This is a genomic window from Acidisarcina polymorpha (assembly GCF_003330725.1).
Classification (GTDB): domain Bacteria; phylum Acidobacteriota; class Terriglobia; order Terriglobales; family Acidobacteriaceae; genus Acidisarcina; species Acidisarcina polymorpha.
In genome coordinates this window covers 6,373,891-6,394,590 of record NZ_CP030840.1, presented here as the reverse complement: position 1 = coordinate 6,394,590, position 20,700 = coordinate 6,373,891, and the positions used below count along the sequence as shown (strand labels likewise).

The following is a 20,700-nucleotide window of genomic DNA, read 5'->3' as shown; positions in this document are numbered from 1 at the left end:
TTTAAACTGGATCTCAGTTGTGCGACTGGAGCTACGCCCTATGTACGTGCCGCCTGCTTTTCGCGAGGATGATCTACCGACTATTCACGCCGAGATGCAGAAGATCCAGCTGGCCACGCTGGTGACTCTGACGGAGAACGGGCTTGTCGCGACACACCTTCCACTCCTGCTCGATTCGGACGCCGGCGAATTTGGCACCCTATATGGACATCTCGCACGAGGCAATCTCCAGTGGCGCGAGACTATGCCTTCCGTCGAGGCGCTGGCGATATTTACTGCTTCGGATGCATATGTCACGCCTTCCTGGTATCCCAGCAAACTGGAGACGGGAAAGGTTGTGCCTACCTGGATGTATGCCGCTATTCATGCTTATGGGGCGGTCAAGTTCATCGACGACGCGGAGTGGCTGCGCGATCTAGTTTCCCGGCTGACGGATAAACACGAAGCATCGTTTCCGCAGCCATGGAAGGTCACCGATGCTCCCGGTGAATACGTCGAGGCGCAACTGAAGCGGATTATCGGCGTCGAGCTACCTATCTCCCGGCTTGAGGCCAAGTGGAAGTTCGACCAGCGTTCCTTGGAGGCAGATCGGCTTGGAGTGGTGACTGCCCTGGAGGCATCCTCAACGCCGGGGAACCTGGAGGCCGCAGGAGTGATGCGCCGGATTGAGGAGAAGAGGAAGGGGTGAATCCTGTCCAGGTGCGTCAGATGTTCGAGAAAAATCTAGCTCCGATTCCTCTATTTCTCGACCGGGAACGGCGCAGACTCTTCGGTGCGGGCGGAAATGACGGGGCTGACTTGTTGAGGCCTCGCCGGAGCGATGGGCAGGGTGAAAAGAAAAGTTGCGCCCAGACCGAGCTCACTCTCCGCCCGGATAATACCTCCATGAGCGAGCACGATGTGCTTCGCGATCGCAAGGCCTAATCCAGTACCTCCGGAATCGCGAGAGCGGGCCTTGTCGATCCGATAGAATCGCTCGAAGATACGGTCGAGGTGCTCGAAGGGTATACCAGGGCCGAAGTCCCGCACGAAGAACTCCACTTCATTTTCGAGTCGTCTCGCTCCAACGCAGACGCGTTCACCGCTCTTCCCATATTTCATAGCGTTCTCAATCAAATTCCCAAAGACCTGGTTGAGAGAGTCGGGATCGGCTAACACAAAGTCTGTGGTAGTTTCGGCGGCTTCGAGGGTTACAGGGGAGTCGAGCACCATGCCTGCGAGAGATTCGATGGCATCCTGGACGAGCACTGAGGCACGAACCGGAAGCGTCCTGAGCTTATAGTCGCCTGATTCGACGCTGGCCAGCGCTAGAAGATCTTCAGTAAGCCGGTTTACCCTGGTCGCATTTTTCAAAATGATCGAGAGGAAATCGCGAGTGTCCTTCTCTGAGTGATGACCGTCCAGCAACGTTTCGACATATCCGGAGATGGAAGTCAGGGGGGTCCGCAGCTCATGAGAGACGTTGGCCACGAAATCCCGCCGGGTCTTTTCGGCGCGTTCGACTTCGGTGACATCGTGAAGCACGGCGACAGCTCCGCCGCCGGGAGTCGGGGCGGCACTCACTTCATAGATTCTGCCCGGGGCAACAGAGGTGGCTCGTGCGCGGTGAACTTCACGGCTCTCAAGAGCGCCTTCCACGCAGGCGAGGACTTGCGGGTCGCGGATCGTGTGCACCAGCGAGCGGCCCTCGCGCACCGGACTTGGGGAGACGCGTTGCATCACCGCATTTGACCAGCTCACTTGTCCATGGGCGTTGACGGCGACAACCGCTTCTTGCATCGAGTCGAGCAACGCCTCCAGTTCGCGCCGGTTGGTATCGAGCGCATGGAAGCTCTGCTCCAGGCGGCTGGCGGTAGCGTCAAGCGCATGCGCGACTTCGGAAATCTCATCAAGATTGCCTTCTTCGACGCGCGCCGAGAGTTCTCCGGCAGCAATGCGACTGGCGAAGATAACGATGCGGCGCAGCCGGAGCGAGAAACGCTGCGCCAGCACAGCCGCAATGATGGTCGCAAGGACCAGGGAGATCATCGTCGCGATCAGTACATCCCGATGCAGGAGGTGCATCGTTGCGTTGATGTCAATGAGCGAGTGTTCGGCCTGCTTGCGCAGAGAAGGCTCAAGAATTCGACGTAGAGATAAATCCAGGATTGCGGTCCCGGCGCATAGGACCAGAACGAAAGAGAAGAAGACCTTGGTGAAGACACGCCCGGTCATTCTGCGCCTCGCAACGCATCGGAGGCGGCAGGCCGGCTTGGGCGGGGAGTGTCCATGATTGGGATCGAGAATCCCCCTTTCAAGCCGATGGGGCTATCTCCCTCGGCCAGGAGAAAAGAAATAAATACATGCAGTTAAGTATCGGCTCAACGAATGACAATTCTTAAGCAATGCTGTGTTGAGCTTTCCTTGAAGGAAAAGGTCTGCCGACCGACATCCTGCACTGTATCTATTGTGAAAATGCATTAAGCGGGCTTCGGAACCTCAAAACGATAGCCCGCGCCGCGTACTGTCTTGAGATAGCGGGGATTTTCAGCGTCGCCTTCGATTTTCTCACGAATGCGGCGTACATAGACATCCACGGAACGAGGAGTGACGAAGCGGGCGTCTCCCCAGACCGCATCCAGCAAGTGGTCTCGACTGAAGACCCGCCCGGGATGGCGGGCGAGATAGTCGAGCAGCCGGAACTCGGTCGCGGTGGTGGTTGTTAGTTCGCCGCGGACCCTGAGCTGCATCGCGCTCGCATCGATGACGATCTCCTCAAAGCTGATGATCGAGGGAGTGGTTGGACGCTCAAAGCGCCGCAGCACCGCCTTCACCCGGGCAACCAGCTCACGAGTCGCAAAAGGCTTGGTGATGTAATCGTCGGCGCCAAGCTCAAGGCCTAGAACCCTGTCATTTTCACCCGCGCGGGCAGTCAAAAAGATGATCGGAATAGTGCTCAAAGCGGGATGGTTCCGCAAACGGCGGCAGACATCCAGGCCGTCGCCGCCAGGAACCATGATGTCGAGGAGAAAAAGAGCAGGATTCTGACGCTCGGCGTCCGCGACGATGTTTGTGGGAGTTCCGTAAACGCGTACCGTGAATCCAGCAGCTTCCAGATGGTGCTGCACGAGGCGCGAAATGTCGCCGTCATCTTCTAAAACAAACACGATTTGGCTCAAGCCGTCTTCCTCTGTCTGCCGAGCAGTCGGAATCCTACAGCCGGCTAGACAGCCTTAGCGTAACTGATTGGGGCAAAGGAAATGCAAAAGGATTGTGAATTTGTCTCCGGACTGCAACCTTGTGCAACCTGACTAAAAGACTACATAATCCGGAAAGATTGGCCGCCAAGCCATATTTCTGCTGCGGGTGATCCGCCTATTGAGTGGGATCGATCAGCTTCATTCCCGAGGGATCGTCGGGCCGCTTCTTCAAGGGAGTTGTGTTTACGGTAACAAAGACTTCTAAGGTGGGATTTACGTTCAATTCCCACACATGGCCTCCCACGGTACTTCCATCCGATTTGCAGAGCACGACGTGCGTATGGACGATGGGCTTGCCGTTGAAAGTCGCGATGTCTCCGATCATGGAAACCACCTCCACTTGTTCGGTGACGGGGATCTGGCGATACATCTTCTTGGAAAGATCGAGCCAGCCGAGGGTAGCGCTACTCACCGCACCGATCGCCGTGAAATGCGCGTCTTCCACTTTGTACCGGTTGGCGAAGTCGTTCAACCCGCTTAATGCCTCGTCTCCTTTCCGGAAGACGACCGCATACACCTTCTCCTCAGGTGTGTCCTTGATCTGCTTTACCTGCATGCCTGGGGCTTTGCCGGCTGCGATGGGCCGTGAGGGCGAGATGTACTGGATCTCCGCCGATTGAGCGGAGACGGTGATGCCAACAAGAGCGGCAAATAAGATTGCGGAGAGGGCGAGACAGATTGAATTCGTGGCTGGCGCCGGCGAGCGGGACATCTCTGCTCCTGAGGATAAGTCGATTTTACTCTCCTGAAGAGGCGGCGCCGTTTTCGGGATCCGCGAACTCTATCGAGCCTGCGCCTACGGCGATTGATGATTTGTGACGGTTATACTGGCCTTCAGTTGAGATTTGCGCACATTCCGGTAGTGAAAAAAAGCTAGCCGACGGGGGACGATGAGACTCATTCGTTTTGGAGAGAAGGGGCAAGAAAAGCCCGGCATTTTATTGGGCGAAAAGAAGCGGCTCGACTTGTCGGGATTTTTCAAGGATTGGAACCAGGAGTTTTGGGCGGACGGCGGTACGCCGAAGATCGAAGAGTTGATGCGTAGCCGATCCGACTCTCTCCCTCAAGTACCAGAATCGACGCGTTGGGCGGCTCCGGTTGCACGGCCGGGTAAGGTGATCTGCATCGGCCTGAACTACTCCGACCACGCCGCCGAGTCGAACATGCCGGTTCCAGAAGAGCCGATCGTCTTCCTCAAAGCCTCGAACACAGTTGTGGGACCCTATGATGAAGTCCTCATTCCCCGGACCAGCGTCAAGACCGATTGGGAAGTAGAACTCGGCGTCCTGATCGGGCGAGAGGCGCGGTATGTCGATTCGGTTGAGGCCGCGGCTTCTCACATCGGCGGATACTGCATCTCCCACGATGTCTCTGAACGTGCCTTTCAGCTGGAACGCGGTGGGCAGTGGACGAAGGGTAAGAGCTGCGACACTTTCAATCCTCTGGGGCCCTGGCTAGCGACTCCAGACGAGATTTCCGATCCAGCGAAACTCTCGATGAGCCTCTCAGTGAATGGGCAACTGCGACAGCATGGCAATACCTCGACGATGATCTTTAATCCCGCCTTTTTGATCCACTACCTTTCCCAGTTCATGACGCTCGAATCGGGCGACCTGATCTCCACGGGAACGCCGCCTGGGGTCGGCCTGGGAATGAAGCCTCCGCAGTATCTGAAATCTGGCGACGTAGTCGATCTGGAGATAGCGGGTCTGGGAAGCCAGCGGCAAAGGTTTGTGAGTGCCTGAGCTTCTGAAAGACGATCGGCTCGCCACGATCACAAGAGGCTATGAACTGCTGCGCAACGGAGTAGCGCGCGGTCGCCTCTTAGCTCTTATGAGGGACTGATGGAATCGATCGAAGTTTCGCCGAGCTCCTCGCAGACGACGCGATTTCTTGATGGGGTTCGTCTCGCCACAGAGCTTCACGGAGGACAAACCAAGAAGGCGGGGGCGCCTTTTCTGGCGCATTTATTGGAGGTTTGCGCGTACGTGCTACGTGCAGGTGGCGACGGGGATCAGGCGATTGCCGCGCTCTTGCACGATGGCCCGGAGAAGAGCGGCGGCCGGGCGACTCTGAAGCGCATCGAGCAGAGCTTCGGGCCTCGCGTCGGTAAAATTGTCGCCGATTGTACCGACTCCTTCGATGACGAAGACAAACCCGGATTTCTGGTTCGCAAAGAGCAGCAGATCGAGCGCTTCCGCCAGGATGCCTTACCTGAATCGGGTTTGGTCTATGCCGCCGATAAGCTAGCCAATGCCCGGGAAATCCATCGCCGCCTGAAAGCGGAAGGGCCGCAGGTGTGGCAAGACTACGGCGGCGGCCGAAGTGGCCACTTATGGTACTTCCGGGCCATTTACGCGGCGATTCTGGAGCGAGGCGGAGTGAATCCTCTCTTGCCGGAACTGGACGAATGCCTCAAAAAACTAGAGCAGGATCCTATCAACCCTTCCGCAGCCTCTTCCTGACTTCGGCGACCGGCGCATCCTTCCAATGCTTGGAGTAGTTGTCTAGCGTGCAAAGGCTGCGCGGTTCCATCCGGTCGATATAGAGTGTCCCGTGCAAGTGATCGATTTCGTGCTGCAGGATGCGCGCGTACCAGCCGGACGCATGAATGGTTCGGGGCTCGCCCTTATGATCGAGACAGTCCACGCGAACCCGTTTCTTCCGTACCACCAGCGCGGTGAAACCGGGAAGGCTCAGGCAGCCCTCGAAGAAATCTTCATCGCTCGATTCTTCGAGATGCAGTACGGGATTGATTATCACGTGGAAGGGAACTGGTTTCCGTTCGCGTTCAGCGAGCAGTTCACGGCGAATGTCCTTCATGTATTCGGTCTTGTCTTCGATCACGGCGAGCTGCAGTCCGAGGCCGATCTGCGGTGCGGCTAGTCCGACCCCAGGCGCCTTGTACATGGTCTCGCGCATGTTTCCGATGATTTCCTGAACCTCAGCCGAGAGGATCTCGGCCCTGTCCAACTTGCGCGCGGATTCGCGCAGGACGGGTTCACCGGCAGACTTGATTTCAAGTAGAGTTGGTGTCATCTTTTCGTTGTAATGGTCAGCACAGGCAAGCAGAGCTGGCTAATCTAATCCGACCTTGGTTTCTTCCGCCATATAATCCACGACCGCGGCCAGATCGCCGGTCTGCTCAAATTTCTTCAACTGCCGGTCCGCGCCCGTGCCGATTTCAAGGATATGGCGGATGTAGTTGATCTCCTCGCGGCAGTTGAGTCCATCCACCACGTCATCGACAAACTCGAGGTACTCGCGGATCAAGTCGCGCTCCGGTACTTCAGTCTCCTTACCAAAGTCGATCAGCTTGCCGTCCAGCCCGTAGCGAACTGCCCGCCATTTGTTTTCCATCAGCAAGGCGCGGGAGTAGTTCCGGAAGTCCTGGTTGCGGGTATGAAGCTGGTGAATCTTGGCCGCGGTTGCCTGGATCAGTGCGGCGATGGCGAGCGTCTCTTCGGCCCGCAACGGCAAATCGCAAACCCGCACCTCGATGGTGTTGAAGAAGGGATGGGGGCGTATGTCCCACCAGATCTTTTTAGCATTGTCCAGGCAGTTCGTTTTAATCAGGATGTTGACGAAGTTCTCAAAGTCGCTGTAGCTCGAAAAAGCATCGGGGATATTGGTGCGTGGGAACTTGTCGAAGACCTTTGCGCGATAACTCTTGAGTCCCGTATTATCGCCGCGCCAGAAGGGGGAATTGGTCGAAAGCGCCAGCAGGTGAGGCAGGAAGTAACGCAGCGTATTCATGATGCGGATCGCTGCTTCCCGGTCCTCGATACCGATATGCACATGGAGGCCGAAGATGAGATTGGCGCGGGCCACCGTCTGCAAGTCTTCCACCACGCGACGATAGCGCTCGTCCGGATAAATCTCCTGCTTGCGCCAGTCGGCAAAGGGGTGAGTGGCTCCGGCGACCAGGAGCAACCCATTATCGTGAGCCAGTCGAATCATCTGCCGCCGGAGATTGAAGAGGTCCTGGCGCGCTTCTTTGATCGTCGGGCAGATATTGGTGCCAACCTCGACGACCGACTGGTGCATCTCGGCTTTGACCTGTTCATGCAGCAGCAACTTGCCATGCGCCAGCATTTCGGTCCCAATGTGCGAGCGCAAATCACGGGTGATCGGATCGACGGTCTGATATTCCTCTTCAATGCCGATATTGAACGTAGGCTGCATGATGAGACTCTACCTCGTGACCGGATAGTATCCTGTGCGGCGTTGCTTCATTTGTATGCGGGCTCGAGGTTTGAGGCAAGCGGATTTGCCTAATAGGCAGTGCAGGGAATCCCTGGCCTGCTATGGCAGGGGATCCCTAACCTCTTGCTATGATCCGCTCCAGCCGGGAAACACCATCTTTCCCGGCTGGAACTTCACGCCATCGGGGAAGCCGCTTCTGCGGCCTTCTTGTCAGCCTTCTTAGCCTTCGCAGACGAAGGGCTCTGCTTCTTGGGAACGGCTGCCTTCTGGACGGCTTTTGTAGAGACCGAACCCAGATAGGCTCCCCAGTGAAAATCGGCGACCGATGGTCCCTTTTTCGCCTTCTTCACTGCCAGTTCCGCCATCGCTTGCACGATCCACTCGAAGCTCGCCGCTCCGACTGAATGCAGGTCGGCATCAGGCGCGGGGTTCATGAAGTCAATCGCATATGGGATTCCATTTTCCACTGCAAACTCGACCGTGTTCAGGTCATAGCCGAGCGCCTTGCACAGGGTGAGCGAGTCTTTCTCGACCTGCTTCAAGAGCTTTTTGTCGTATGCCGGCGGGTCGAGGAGGTAGCGTTCCGCATACGGGCGCCGCGGATCGTATGGCATGATGCGGACCTTCTCCTGTCCAACCACATAACAGCGGAAATACTCCTGGAAATTCACGGCCTTTTGAAAAAGCATGCACAAGTCGCGACTGCAATCGTAGGCGTGGAAGAACTCCTCCCGATTGTGAACATGATAGACGTCGCGCCAACCGCCTCCATTGACAGGTTTTAGAAAAGAAGGAAAGCCGACGTACTCGAAGACGCTCTCCCAGTTCAACGGGAATTCCAGGTTCCGCATCGAGCGCTCGTTGGTTCCGGGAGGGAAGTGCTTGTGCGGCAGAATGACGGTTGGGGGAACTGCGACTCCTAGCTTGTCGGCCAGGGAATAGTTAAAGAATTTGTCATCCGCCGACCACCAGAAGGGGTTATTGATCACAATTGCGCCATTCAGAACGGCATGTTTGAGGAAGGCCCGGTAGAACGGGATGTCGTGAGAGATACGGTCCACAATCACCGCATAAGCGGGAGGCTTCGAGAGCTGTACCGCACCCGTATGGACGAATTCTGCGGTAATTCCATCGATGTTCATCGAGTTGATCCGCTCAACGAGCGCACCGGGGAAGGTATTTTCCATGCCAAAAAGAACGCCGATCTTTTTCACGAGAATCCCTTTCGGAACGATTGAGATGGTAGACATACGGAAAGCGGCATGTGCGTTTCCGCCAAGGTCTTTGCCCCACCTTAGCCCAGAATGTTCGTCGGATGCAAAGTCAGAAGGGAAATTTACTCGGCCGGCGCGAAGCTGACCATCCAGAAGACAAGCGTGTTCACGGAGGAGAGAGGTGCGAATACATCTGTTGGGTCAGGCGCGGGCAGAGTCCGCCGGCTGACGCGATTCTCCTGCGCCGGCGACAAGCGGAGGAAATCGCGAAAACCCGCTCCTCTGCCTGCACTGATTCCTACAGCCTCCAGAGAGGATGCAGTCTCCAAACGGCTTGATCTAACCGTTTGCTGAATAGAAAGATGCAGAGGGCGAGTCGGCGGTTGGTCAAGTGCCAGGTCCTCTTGTGTTGTCGCTGAAAACATATTCGAGTGAAAGAAACGACGTCGATTCACGATACTCTAACGGAATATGCCGCCTCGCCGGCCTCTGGAGGAGACCAGTCCGCAAAATGAACAGCCACCTCTCATCTCAGGCCCAATCGATCTTGTCTACGCCGTTTCCCATGGAATTCACCGCCGGTGCGCACAGCGCCGTTGAGACCTGCCTGCGTATCCAACCCGAGGAAAAAGTGACCCTGATTACCGACCACGCGACGGCGGCAATCGCCGGCTCTCTGGCAGCCGAACTGACTGCGAATGGTTGCAGATGGGATGGTTTCATCCTCGAGGAGCTGGCGCCCCGGCCGCTGGTCGACATGCCCGATGCAGTCCTGCAGGATATGGAAACCTCCGATATCAGCATCTTTGCCGTCAATGTTCAACGCAACGAACTCCATTCGCGGATGCAGATGACCAGCGTGGTCAACCGTCGCCGCATGCGTCACGCCCACATGGTCAATATCACCCCGCAAATCATGTGCGAGGGGATGCGGGCCGACTTCCATCAGGTGGACCGTCTCAGCCAAAAGCTCATCGAGAAGGTCCGTAAGGCCAGCTACATCCGTGCGACCACCGCAAACGGCACCGACATCCGCGCCGATCTTAGTCCGAACTTCAAGTGGGTCAAGACCTCCGGTATCATCTCACGCGATAAATGGGGGAACCTGCCCGGCGGCGAGATCTTCACCACTCCCGGGGAGGTCAACGGGACCTATGTGGTTGATGGAGTGGTTGGCGATTACCTCTGCGCGCATTATGGCCTGCTCCATGAAAATCCGCTCACGATTGAAATCAAGGAGAATCGCATCACCACCTGCCACTCCGAGAACAAGGCGCTCGAAGATGAATTCTGGGGGTACACCCATACGGACGAGAACTCCGACCGGGTCGGCGAGTTCGCGATAGGAACCAATCTGGGCCTGGAGAGAGTGATCGGCAATATTCTTCAGGATGAAAAATTTCCTGGTATCCATATCGCCTTCGGTAATCCTTATAGTGAACATACCGGCGCTCCCTGGACCTCCTCAACCCACATCGATGTGGTCGGACTGCAATTCAACATTTGGCTGGGCACGCCGGATGGGGAAGAGCACATCATGCAAGACGGACGATTTTTGATCCATGCTTAATCTTTCTGCCTCACGCTTCCGAAGATCATGAAGAGATCCCGATGAAAACAATCGCCAGCCGTATTGTTTACAGAAATCGATGGATGAGTGTCCGCGAGGACCAGGTACAGCGTGCGGACGGATCTCCAGGTATTTACGCGGTGATCGACAAACCGACGGCGGCGATGATCATTCCTTTGGAAGGCTCCATGGAGAACGGTCATCTTTACCTGATCGAACAGTTTCGCTATCCAGTGAGGGAGCGCTATCTGGAGTTTCCCGCCGGCGCCTGGGAGGATAATCCGGACGCTGAACCACTTGACCTCGCTCGGGGTGAGCTGCGGGAGGAAACGGGACTTATCGCCGGGCGCATGGATCACCTTGGCTTTCTTTATTTTGCCTACGGGATGAGCAGCCAGGGATTTCATCTTTATCGGGCAACCGAGCTGGTTCAAGGCGTCGCCATGCTCGAGCATACGGAACAGGACCTGTTGGTGAAGCGGTTCAGCGTAGCCGAATTCGAAGCGCTATGCAGAGACAACGTCATTAAGGATTCGGCCACTATTGCCGCATGGGCGTTGCTCAAGGCGCGTCAGGACCTGCTTTAGAGCCGGGGCGGGCGATCGAGGCCTAGGAGGCTTGCTTAAGCTCCTTTGAGCTCGATGTGAGCAACCAGCGCGCCGCGGGATATCATGCTCATACACAAACATCCATCCGATAGAGAAATTCCTGGAAGTGATCAAAGTCCTATGGCAGAAAGTAAATCACCCTCCTCCGTTCTCGCCTCTGTTCTCCCCTCCGTTCTACCCTCTGGTCTCTTGGAGCCAGCGGCCTCCGCCGCAGCTCTCAAGGTCGCCATCTTCGGATTTGGGACGGTTGGCTCTTCGGTAGCCCGCATCCTCTGCGATCTGAAGCCCGCCGGTCTGGAGCTCACCCACATCGTCAACCGCAACGTTGCCCGAAAGCGAGTCGATTGGCTCACTTGTCCCATTGTGTGGTCGGAGAATCCAGAGGAGGTGTTGTCCTCCGGCATCGATATCGTGGTCGAGCTGGCGGGAGGGCTTGATCCTGCCGGCCAATGGGTGCGGACGGCCCTGGAGGCAGGGAAGTCAGTCGTGACGGCGAACAAGAAGCTGATCGCAGCACAGGGGGTCGAACTCGAGCAGCTGGCGAGGAGCCGCAACTGCCAGCTGTTCTATGGAGCCGCAGTCGCTGGCGGCATCCCCGTGATTCCAGGTCTCCAGCAGGGGCTGGCTGGCGACAGTTGTCATCGGATTGAAGGCATCCTTAACGGCACATGCAACTTCATCCTGAGCAAAATGGAGTCGGGGGCCGAGTTCGCCGACGCCCTCGCTGAAGCCCAGCTGCTTGGCTATGCGGAAGCCGATCCGACCGAAGATGTTGGCGGCTTCGACGCTCGCGCCAAACTTGCCATCCTTGCCCGCATCGCACTGGCGGCGGAGATCGAGTTGACCGGGATTCCCGCCGGTTCGATCGTGCCGATCTCGGCCATCGACTTCGCTTATGCACATGAATTGAACTGCACGATCCGCCAGATCTCTCGCGCTCAGCTTGGCTATGATGCCGCCGGCAAGCTTGAGGTCAAAGCAACCGTAGGTCCCATGCTGGTTCCGCAGGCGTCGCCCTTTGCATGGTCCCGCGGCACCGAAAACATGGTGATCGTCACTGGCAAATACGGTGGGGATACCGTCTTTTCGGGGCATGGCGCTGGAGGGCATCCGACTGCCGTCGCGGTGGTCTCTGATCTGCTGGCGGTCGCTCGCGGCTCGAAGACTCCCGGCATCGTCAGCCACCGGGCCGGCGTTAGCGGGGACTTGCTCTTGCGGCACTATATCCGGTTCATCGTTCGGGATCGTCCCGGCATTGTCGCTGAGATTGCTGGCGGATTGGCCAGGCAAGGCATCAACATAGGGGCATTACTGCAACGCCCGGGCCACTCGGGTGAGAGGCTGCCCTTCGTCGTGACCGTCGAACCCTGCGCCACATCAGCGCTCCAGAGGGCGCTCAGTGAAATAGGCCGTATCGATTGCCTGATCGAGCCGCCACTCGATCTTCAAATTCTGGAACCCGAGACAAGTGGCAGTTGAACGGTCATTCTGTCAGACTAGAAGCTCCTGCTTCGAGGTCTCCGTTTTTCCTGGATTGCTGGTCTTGCCGGCGGGGAATTCCCGCTTGACGGCGCCGGTAGACTCGCGGGCAATCAACTGGGGCTGAAGCACGATCTCGTCCGGAAATTCCTGTGCGGGATTCGCGATGCGTTGGAGAAGCATCCGCGCTCCTTCCCGCCCCATTTCTTCGAGCGGTTGACGAACCGTCGTGAGACTGGGGGTGTGATAAGAGGCTCCCAAGATGTCGTCGAAGCCAATGACCGAAACGTCTTCAGGGACACGCAACCCGGCGTCCTTGAGCGCGCGGATCGCGCCGATGGCCGCGATGTCGTTGAAGCAGAAGATGGCAGTGAAGTTCGTTGTCCTCTCCAGCAGCCGCGCTACCGGCAGATATCCTGACTCCGGCGAGCCATTGTAAGCGGGAATCTGGAGCTGCAACTCCGGACCGGTTTCTATTCCGTACCGTTGCGCCACCTCAAGCATCGCCGACCACCGGTATTCCGAGTCGGGAATGATCTCGGGACCCTTCATCATCGCGATTTGCCGGTGTCCAAGGTCATGGAGATGGGCCAGGGCCAATTCGGCGCCGCGGCGATGATCCAGCACCAGGTTGGTAACTCCGGCGGAAGGGGTGTGGGCGGAGATCGCCACGACCGGCAGGGGGGTCTGAAAATCCGGATGAGTGTTCAGCAGTAGAAAACCATCCACCGCTCGCTCCATCATCCTGCGGGGATATTCCTTAATCAACTCGGGCTGCCAGTAGTGGCTCGCCGTGAAGTAGAAATAATGGGCCTCGATCAGAGCAGCCTGCACGCCATTCATGACCAGGGTAAAGTAGCCTTCGCTAAGATCCGGGGCGAGCACGGCGATCGACATGCTGCGGCTCTGGCGCAGGGAGCGGGCGAAGTAATTCGGACGGTAGTTGAATTTGCGAGCGGCTTCAAAGACCCGTTCCCGGGTCGGAGCCGGGATAGACTTTGCAGCCGGCGAGTCGTTGAGGACTAGAGAAATGGTAGTCTGGGAAAGTTGCAGTAGTTCGGCCAGCGTCTTTAGATTGACGCGCTCCGTACCAGATTCGCTTTCTGTCGTTCGTTTTCCCATGAGCGAGTTGTAACACGTTGTCCGCGCTTTAGCGCGATTTTTTCGGCTTGCGGGCAACAACGAGTCGAACCAGTTTCATTCACGATGGGGGTACTACTTCAAAGATTATGCATTGCTTAGTCACGGGAGCGGCCGGCTTTTTGGGATCGCATTTAACTCAAGCGTTATTGGCCGATGACCATATAGTCACGGGCATTGACAACTTCTCTACGGGAAAACGCGAGAACCTGACCGACTTCATCGACGACCCCCATTTCAAATTTGTTGAGCATGATATAACTCACCCGTTTGACCTCGGACGGGTCGACTACATCTTCAACTTTGCCTCGCCAGCCAGCCCAGGGGAATACATGCGGCTGGGCATTGAGACCTTAATGGTCGGCTCCCACGGCACTTTGAATGTGTTGGAACTCGCCCGGAAATACGATGCCGGTTTCCTTCAGGCATCGACCTCGGAGTGTTACGGGGATCCATTGGTCCATCCGCAACGGGAAGACTACTGGGGGAACGTAAACCCGGTGGGGCCGCGTTCTGTTTACGACGAGTCCAAGCGTTACGCCGAGGCGTTGACCATGGCCTACTACCGCTATCACGGCGTTAACACCCATTTGGTTCGTATCTTCAACACCTATGGCCCCCGGCTGAGCGTCGGAGACGGCCGCGTCGTGTCCAACTTTATCGCCCAGGCGCTGCGCGGCGAAGATTTGACTGTCTATGGCGACGGTCAACAGACGCGTAGTTTCTGCTACGTCTCTGACCTAATCGACGGGATCCTGCGGCTTTCACGGTCTTCCGAACATCTGCCGGTCAACATCGGCAATCCCCACGAGATGACAGTGCTCGAGTGCGCGATGGAAGTGCTCGCGGCCACCAACTCGCGCAGCAAGATCAGACACGAGGCATTGCCTCAGGATGACCCTACGCGCCGCCGCCCGGACATTTCGAAGGCAAACGCCCTGCTTGATTGGCATCCATCGATCGATCTTCGCCAGGGCCTCCAGCTTTCCCTTGAATATTTCCGGAATCTGATCGAGCAAGAGACCGCGGCAAAGACCGGTTAGGACCTCCTGGCCGTGCCTGCTGTTTTAGCACATGAGTCTAATTGGTTTTGCGACTTGTTGAGGTAACGGCCGCCATGATATGTGCAATTCTTCAGCGCTTCCGCATACTGCCGCATAAATTCTGACTTGACGGCCCATCGGGCTGCTAATACTTTCAAGGGATATTATTCGTTCGAACAAAACCTCAATACGCATCCGAGTCCACCCGGAACGCTCATAGTTTTGACGCAAGCTCAAGAGAAGCCACAGTCTCTCTACACCTTGCCCGCTTGCACCGGCGTGTGTCGTTGCGTTGCGGTGCATCTGTTTAGAAAGCCTGGTTAGAGATGCAAATGCTCGTTGTCCGATTCCGAAGAAGGTCCGGAGGCATTGCGGATGAAACTGAAGGACCAACGAGTTCTGGTCTGTGGCGCTGGAGGCTTCATCGGCGGTCACCTAGTTAACTATCTTCTAAATCAAGGCGTCAATGTGGTCCGGGCAGTTGACATCAAGCCGCTCGCGGACTGGCACCAATCATCGCCTCAAGTGGAGAACCTCGTCGCCGATCTGGGTGAGCTGGATGCGTGCCGCCGGTCGACCCGCCATGTGGACATCGTTTTTCAACTGGCTGCGGACATGGGTGGAATGGGCTTCATCCAGAACAACAAGGCGCTCTGTATGTTGAGTGTGCTCATTAACACCCACATGCTGATGGCCTCCCGAGACAGCGGGGTTCAACGTTTCTTCTACGCTTCATCGGCGTGTGTCTATAACGCGGAGAAACAGAAGAATGCCGATGTAGTCCCCCTCAAGGAAGAAGACGCCTATCCCGCCATGCCCGAGGATGGCTATGGATGGGAGAAGCTTTTCAGTGAGAGGATGTGCCGGCATTTTCAGGAGGACTTCGGCCTCGAATGCCGAGTGGCGCGTTTCCACAATGTCTATGGGCCATACGGCACGTACGACGGAGGCCGCGAGAAAGCTCCCGCAGCCATCTGCCGCAAGGTGATTGAAGCGAAAGCCTCGGGAAGCAATCAGATTGAGATCTGGGGCGACGGCAGCCAGGCACGCAGCTTCACCTACATCGACGATTGCCTCTGGGGAACTCTCGCCATCCTTGAGGGCGAGAGTTCTGATCCGATCAATCTGGGAAGCAGTGAGCTTGTGACCATTAATCAACTGGTTGACATCGTGCAAAATATTGCTGGCGTGACCTTGGAGAGAACTTATAGACTCGACGCACCGAGGGGTGTCAATGGTCGCAACAGTGACAACACCAAGATCTTGGCTTATCTCCAGTGGGAACCCTCGATCCCGCTTTATGCCGGCCTCACAAGGACCTACGAATGGATCGAGTCTCAAATGATGGCGTCCGTTCGACCATAGCGTCCCGACTGAAGGCGCTCCGGTCAAGCCGAATTCTTGGTATCGATTTTTTTTCAGGTAAGGCCGCCGATGCAGTGGTCCGGATGCGAAGGGGCGGCTTGCTGGTCGTCCCAGCGGCGCCCGCTCTCGCCAGTCTGCCATTCGACTCCGAATATCGAGAAGCCTTGCTGGAGGCCGACATGGCAATTACTGACAGCTCGTTTATGGTTCTGCTGTGGAACCTGCTGGAGGGTGAACCGATTCGACGGCTTTCGGGCCTGCAATATTTCTGCGAGCTGATCCGGGACGAGGAATTCCGCCAAACAGGAGCGGTCCTTTACGTGATGGCCAGTGCTGAAAGCGCCCACCGGAATCGTGCCTGGCTGCAGCGCCGAGGCATCATAGTTCCTCCGGAATTGGTATACGTTGCTCCTCAATACGAAAATGGCGTCGCCGATCGTACTCTACTTAAACAGATCACTGCGCTCCGTCCAAAACATGTCGTGATCACGATTGGCGGCGGAGTCCAGGAAAGACTCGGTCTTTACATCAAGCGTTCGTTGGACTACATGCCGTCAATTCATTGCATCGGGGCAGCGATCGCGTTTCGGAGCGGCGACCAGGTGTATATCCCGGAAGTAGCCGATCGGTTGGCATTGGGGTGGTTGTTTCGGTGCCTCTGGCGGCCCAAGGATTATGTGCCCCGCTATTGGGCAGCCCGCAGGCTGGCATGGCTGCTCCTTCGTTACCGGAGGGAGCTACCGCCTTTAGAAGCGGATCTGCTCTCCCGGGCGACAAAATCTCCGGCGTTTCCCGTCTGACAAAACTTTCCCCTGTCGGTCGGGTTCGTTCACTGTGTCTGGCAAAGGCCTTAGCCTCGTTCATGCGGAAGCAAGGTAGGTGGCGTTGTCATTGTTCGGGCGGACGGGGGCTCACCAATGATGACGGTTGTGACGGCCGCTCTTGAGCGTCGAACGTGGTCCTCGGTAGAATGGGTAGGTGGTGCGATATGAGGGTTTCAGCCGGCTGCGGAATGCGCGATAGAGTCCCAGGGGCAGTTGCAGTAATACATTTACGGAAAATGCACACCTCTCGACTCCGCGGATGGTACACTTCGGTTGTTGATGGACCGAAAAGCCACTATCCAGATGGCCCAGGATTGACAAAACTTGCTCCCCGCTGCGGAATTGATTTGCCAAGGCGCCCTAAAAGGCGTGTCCAATCTGTATAAGATCAGCGTAGAGCTGTTTGAGAATCGCTGAACTTCGGTTCTCTTCCCCGGCTCAGCGCTCCCGATCCTAATCTCAGCAAGCTGACCTAAGGAGAAGCAGTCATGGCTAGTTCAGACTTGATTCGCGATCTTACCGGATCCGACCGAAAGATGAGAGTGGGGGTAATGGCGGCAGGGGATGGCAGTTCACGCAGAGCGGGTCGGGCAATCGTGTCATCGGCATTGATGATGACCTCCGACGTGTTTGCCGTGTTGCTCGCGTTGATCGTCTCTCTGTATGTCGGTTCGCATACCGCGCCTGCGACTTCTGGCTTGCGCCACATCATGACGGTGGCCGGTATCTCGAACTCTGGCGGCCTTGGCTACTTGGTGTGGTTCGTCGTGACCCTGCTGGTAGTGAGTTGGCATTACGGTTTGTACGGTCCCATCCAGCTACGCACCGCCCTCCACGAGCAACGGATGACTGCCCAGGCCTGCCTGACCGCCGGTCTTTTGTTATCAGGCGGCCTCTATCTCACTGAGGGATATCATGTCTCGCGATCTTTAGTTCTGTTCCTTGTGTGTTTTACGGCGGTTATCCTGTGCGCCCGTCGTCTCGTCGCCCGGGTCATTACCTATCGGGAATATGAGCGCGGCGTGAATACTCGTAATCTTGTGATCCTGGGCTCGAATCACATCAGCGTCGCCTTGAAAGAGCACATCTCCCGCCGCATTCATCTTGGCTACACCTTCCGCGGTTTCTTGAAGTTGCCCGGTTGCCACGATCCGTCCAGCGTTCAAGACGAGGTGCTTGGTGGAGTCGACCAGATTCGCCAGATTGCCAAGCAATATTTCATCGATGAGTTGGTGATTGCGGAACCGTGCTCCGTGGAACAGGTCATATCGATCCTTGAGGAAGCTCGTGAAATCGATATGGATGTCCGCGTGCTCCCTGGCTATTACGAGTCCGTAACCGCCGACGCTCCGATTGAGTATCTGGGAGATTTCCCGGTAGTGGCCCTCCATCGCGGCCACGTACCCGTCTTTGCGATGGCGCTGAAGCGGGTCTTTGATATTGCTCTCTCTCTGAGTGCGCTGATCGCCGCCGCGCCCATAATGATCGCCATGGCCATTGCAATCCGCATGCAAGACGGCGGCCCGATTTTCTATGTCTCTGAACGTGTAGGAAAGAAAGCCACCGTATTCCCGTGCTACAAGTTCCGCTCCATGGTACTCAACGCCGACAAGATCAAGGCTCAACTGGCGGAGCAGAACGAGCGAGCAGGAATTCTCTTCAAGATGAAGAATGATCCTCGAATCACCAGGGTCGGCAGGTTCCTCCGGAAATACAGTCTCGATGAGCTCCCGCAGCTCTTCAACGTGCTTCAAGGGGATATGAGCATCGTCGGTCCGCGTCCCCCGATCGCCAGCGAAGTAGCCAAATATGAGATCGATCATTTCCGGCGTCTGGAGGTGTTACCAGGTCTTACCGGCTTGTGGCAGGTAAGGGCGCGTCAGGATCCATCGTTTGAACGGTATATCGCTCTGGATACCGCTTATGTGGAAAACTGGAGCTTCTGGTTGGACCTGAAAATCATTGTCCAGACCGCGGGGGCGGTTATGCGCGGAACCGGTGCCTAAGCTCATCCGCTCAGGTTGAGCGGTCCACAGGGCATGCTACGTACCTGCAGTACGGCAGCCAATTCTGTCGTTTGGCAGAGTGGTATCTGATTAGTTACTGCGGTAATCCTTTTCTCATTACGAAAAAGTGCATCAATAGCCGACACAAAGCCTTCCCAATCGTTGTTTCGGGATGCGATACTTGCTCGTTCGTTGACCTACTGTTGTCAAGGCGCGCTAGGGTCCATTCGGCTCCAATGTGGAAAGCCTCTGCAAGTGGTCGAGTAGTTAGAAGACGTCGCGGGTTTGGGTGACATCCAGTCTTGTGGATGCGTCCAATCGCTGGGGCGGCTGGCGGAGGAGAAATGCACGAATTCATCTCAAATTGGTCTGTAACGCTATACGCCTGGGCGCGAGCTGCGGTTGGGATTGTCCTATGGTTTTGGGTCATCAGCGGGGCTGTCTTCTGCCTTCGGTTCCTGGCCTTCGTGCTGCTGGATAGGAACAGCAGATCTTCGAAATTCGCGGCTGCATCGAACCTCGTCTCGTTCCCGATGGATCAGTTCGATGACAAGTCCCGTCAGTCTCCTGTATCTGGAGAGTAAAGGGTAATTCGCAGCTGCTCGGTCGGCTCCGCCGGCTGGTGTCATCGGCGGAGACGTGCCCTACCCTCTAGAAAGTCGATCCAAAGGCCGCTCCAGGTGCATCCCATAATGTATGAGCGCCGACTTTCCTGTTAAACATAATGAGCCGCAGAGCCGCTTTGAGGTCCTTCACGACGAAGGCACGTCGGTGCTCGATTATGAGCAAACCGGCGGCCAGCTAGTCCTTGTTCATACTGGCGTACCGCCGCCGCTCCAGGGACAAGGGATCGCTTCCAGCTTGGCCAAGGCAGCAGTCGAATATGCCCGGAGTCAGGGCATCAAGATCGTACCGCAATGTCCATTTGTGGCAGCCTACGTAGAGCGGCATCCGGAGTACGTCGACCTGGTAGATGCGAAACGGCCAGCTCATCTCGCTTAAGGCTCTGGCGTCCCTCTGCTTGAGGCCTTGGTGTCCCTCTGAATGGTCATAGATCGACGCGAATTGCTTGGAGAATTTAGATCAGCGATGTACAGTTTCATACAAAGTGATCAGCGGTAAGTCGAACGTCGTACTTACGAGGAAATGTCATGAAATCGAAGTTCGCTCTAGGTCTTGTGCTCCTCAGCCTGACTCTGGTTGGTTGCAAATCGAAGTCTGCGGAAAACAACGCCGCTCCCGCTCCGGATCAATCGGCTGCGGCTCCAGCCCCCGCTCCTGACCAAAGTGCAACCGCGGCGCCGACCCCTGCAGCTCCTGCACAGACCCCATCCGCGACACCGGCACCGTCTACGGCTCCTGTGCCGGCGGCAACGCCCGCACCCGCGACGGCTGCAGCGCCAGCTGCTCCTGCAGTGGCTCCGACCCCCCCGCCACCACCCCCTCCGCCGCCCGTCGTGCCAGCGGGAACCAGCTTGACCGTCCGTGTTTCCACCACCTTGGGTTCGAAGATCTCCCATCCAGGAGATGCTTTCCAGGGAACGCTCACCCACTCCATCCGGGTGAGAGGGGAGACCCTAATCCCCGCTGGTTCGACCGTGAACGGCGTGGTGGTTGACGCTAGAGAAAGAGGCAAGTTCAAGGGAGAAGGCGATCTGTCGATCCGCCTTACGTCGATTACCGTTCGCGGGCGTTCTTACCCGATCGAGACGGCCACCCTCGACCAGACTCTGAAGGGTAAGGGCAAAAGAACCGCAGTGACTACCGGCGGCGGCGCTGGTTTAGGCGCTCTCATCGGAGGTATCGCGGGTGGTGGGAAGGGAGCACTGATCGGCGCAGGCGCGGGTGCAGGCGCCGGAGTGCTTGGAGGAGCGTTCACCGGGAACAAGCAGATCGAGATCCCGGCTGAGACACCGCTCACCTTTACGCTCAGCTCGTCACTTCGTCTTTAGATTCCCCCCGGATCGAATCAGATCCAATAGCTTGCGAGCAGAAGAAACGCGCAG

20 protein-coding genes are annotated in these 20,700 nt (G+C 56.8%); 13 read left to right on the top strand and 7 right to left on the bottom strand.

Annotated features, from left to right (window positions below; genetic code table 11):
- Positions 1-40 precede the first annotated feature (40 nt).
- Positions 41-688: an FMN-binding negative transcriptional regulator gene (locus tag ACPOL_RS27230; protein ID WP_114209836.1), complete on the top strand. Its 648-nt coding sequence runs from the start codon at positions 41-43 to the stop codon at positions 686-688.
- Positions 689-738: 50 nt separating this feature from the next.
- Here ACPOL_RS27230 and ACPOL_RS27225 read toward each other — a convergent pair whose 3' ends face one another.
- From ACPOL_RS27225 to ACPOL_RS27215, 3 genes are all read right to left on the bottom strand, one after another.
- Complete coding sequence (locus ACPOL_RS27225) at positions 739-2,214, bottom strand: sensor histidine kinase (protein ID WP_114209835.1); 1,476 nt, start codon at positions 2,212-2,214, stop codon at positions 739-741.
- Positions 2,215-2,459: 245 nt separating this feature from the next.
- The gene (locus tag ACPOL_RS27220) at positions 2,460-3,158 is read right to left on the bottom strand and encodes a winged helix-turn-helix domain-containing protein (RefSeq protein WP_114209834.1); all 699 of its coding nucleotides are present in this window, start codon (positions 3,156-3,158) and stop codon (positions 2,460-2,462) included.
- Between the two features lie 196 nt (positions 3,159-3,354).
- The gene (locus ACPOL_RS27215) at positions 3,355-3,951 is read right to left on the bottom strand and encodes a PPC domain-containing DNA-binding protein (RefSeq protein WP_114209833.1); all 597 of its coding nucleotides are present in this window, start codon (positions 3,949-3,951) and stop codon (positions 3,355-3,357) included.
- A 178-nt stretch (positions 3,952-4,129) separates the two neighbouring features.
- Here ACPOL_RS27215 and ACPOL_RS27210 point away from each other — a divergent pair, with 178 nt between their 5' ends.
- Both ACPOL_RS27210 and ACPOL_RS27205 read left to right on the top strand, forming a co-directional pair.
- Entirely contained in the window at positions 4,130-4,984 is an 855-nt protein-coding gene (locus tag ACPOL_RS27210; protein WP_114209832.1) for a fumarylacetoacetate hydrolase family protein, read from the top strand.
- A gap of 99 nt (positions 4,985-5,083) precedes the next feature.
- Positions 5,084-5,704 carry an HD domain-containing protein gene (locus tag ACPOL_RS27205; RefSeq protein ID WP_114209831.1) on the top strand — a complete coding sequence of 207 codons (621 nt, stop codon included), beginning with the start codon at positions 5,084-5,086 and terminating at the stop codon, positions 5,702-5,704.
- On the opposite strand, the gene def is transcribed toward ACPOL_RS27205, so the two are convergent.
- The 3 genes from def to ACPOL_RS27190 all read right to left on the bottom strand — a co-directional run bounded on the left by def (position 5,679) and on the right by ACPOL_RS27190 (position 8,659).
- Positions 5,679-6,278 (bottom strand): peptide deformylase, encoded by a 600-nt coding sequence (gene def / locus ACPOL_RS27200; RefSeq protein WP_114209830.1) that lies wholly within the window; start codon positions 6,276-6,278, stop codon positions 5,679-5,681. The two genes, ACPOL_RS27205 and def, sit on opposite strands and share 26 nt — an antisense overlap.
- Before the next feature lie 39 nt (positions 6,279-6,317).
- Complete coding sequence (locus ACPOL_RS27195) at positions 6,318-7,424, bottom strand: carboxylate-amine ligase (RefSeq protein ID WP_114209829.1); 1,107 nt, start codon at positions 7,422-7,424, stop codon at positions 6,318-6,320.
- 194 nt (positions 7,425-7,618) lie between these two features.
- Positions 7,619-8,659 (bottom strand): ATP-grasp domain-containing protein, encoded by a 1,041-nt coding sequence (locus tag ACPOL_RS27190; RefSeq protein ID WP_114211106.1) that lies wholly within the window; start codon positions 8,657-8,659, stop codon positions 7,619-7,621.
- Positions 8,660-9,170: 511 nt separating this feature from the next.
- Between ACPOL_RS27190 and ACPOL_RS27180 the strand changes: the two genes are divergently transcribed.
- The 3 genes from ACPOL_RS27180 (at position 9,171) to ACPOL_RS27170 (ending at position 12,316) form a co-directional block, all read left to right on the top strand.
- Entirely contained in the window at positions 9,171-10,229 is a 1,059-nt protein-coding gene (locus ACPOL_RS27180) for an aminopeptidase (RefSeq protein ID WP_114209827.1), read from the top strand.
- A gap of 41 nt (positions 10,230-10,270) precedes the next feature.
- A complete protein-coding gene (locus ACPOL_RS27175; protein WP_114209826.1) occupies positions 10,271-10,816 on the top strand; it encodes an NUDIX hydrolase in 546 nt (181 codons plus the stop codon).
- 141 nt (positions 10,817-10,957) lie between these two features.
- Positions 10,958-12,316 (top strand): homoserine dehydrogenase, encoded by a 1,359-nt coding sequence (locus ACPOL_RS27170; RefSeq protein WP_114209825.1) that lies wholly within the window; start codon positions 10,958-10,960, stop codon positions 12,314-12,316.
- Between the two features lie 12 nt (positions 12,317-12,328).
- Here ACPOL_RS27170 and ACPOL_RS27165 read toward each other — a convergent pair whose 3' ends face one another.
- On the bottom strand, positions 12,329-13,438 hold the full coding sequence (locus tag ACPOL_RS27165; RefSeq protein WP_114211105.1) for a LacI family DNA-binding transcriptional regulator: 1,110 nt from the start codon (positions 13,436-13,438) through the stop codon (positions 12,329-12,331).
- 107 nt (positions 13,439-13,545) lie between these two features.
- On the opposite strand from ACPOL_RS27165, the gene ACPOL_RS27160 reads away from it, so the two are divergent.
- The 7 genes from ACPOL_RS27160 (at position 13,546) to ACPOL_RS27130 (ending at position 20,646) form a co-directional block, all read left to right on the top strand.
- A complete protein-coding gene (locus tag ACPOL_RS27160) occupies positions 13,546-14,499 on the top strand; it encodes a UDP-glucuronic acid decarboxylase family protein (RefSeq protein ID WP_114209824.1) in 954 nt (317 codons plus the stop codon).
- A gap of 375 nt (positions 14,500-14,874) precedes the next feature.
- The gene (locus ACPOL_RS27155; protein ID WP_114209823.1) at positions 14,875-15,864 is read left to right on the top strand and encodes an NAD-dependent epimerase/dehydratase family protein; all 990 of its coding nucleotides are present in this window, start codon (positions 14,875-14,877) and stop codon (positions 15,862-15,864) included.
- A complete protein-coding gene (locus tag ACPOL_RS27150) occupies positions 15,825-16,664 on the top strand; it encodes a WecB/TagA/CpsF family glycosyltransferase (RefSeq protein ID WP_114209822.1) in 840 nt (279 codons plus the stop codon). The genes ACPOL_RS27155 and ACPOL_RS27150 overlap by 40 nt, the downstream gene beginning before the upstream one ends.
- 512 nt (positions 16,665-17,176) lie before the next feature.
- On the top strand, positions 17,177-18,694 hold the full coding sequence (locus ACPOL_RS27145) for a sugar transferase (RefSeq protein WP_114209821.1): 1,518 nt from the start codon (positions 17,177-17,179) through the stop codon (positions 18,692-18,694).
- A gap of 344 nt (positions 18,695-19,038) precedes the next feature.
- Complete coding sequence (locus ACPOL_RS27140) at positions 19,039-19,278, top strand: hypothetical protein (RefSeq protein WP_114209820.1); 240 nt, start codon at positions 19,039-19,041, stop codon at positions 19,276-19,278.
- A gap of 112 nt (positions 19,279-19,390) precedes the next feature.
- The gene (locus tag ACPOL_RS27135) at positions 19,391-19,696 is read left to right on the top strand and encodes a GNAT family N-acetyltransferase (protein WP_114209819.1); all 306 of its coding nucleotides are present in this window, start codon (positions 19,391-19,393) and stop codon (positions 19,694-19,696) included.
- 149 nt (positions 19,697-19,845) lie between these two features.
- Positions 19,846-20,646: a hypothetical protein gene (locus ACPOL_RS27130; protein ID WP_114209818.1), complete on the top strand. Its 801-nt coding sequence runs from the start codon at positions 19,846-19,848 to the stop codon at positions 20,644-20,646.
- Positions 20,647-20,700 lie beyond the last annotated feature (54 nt).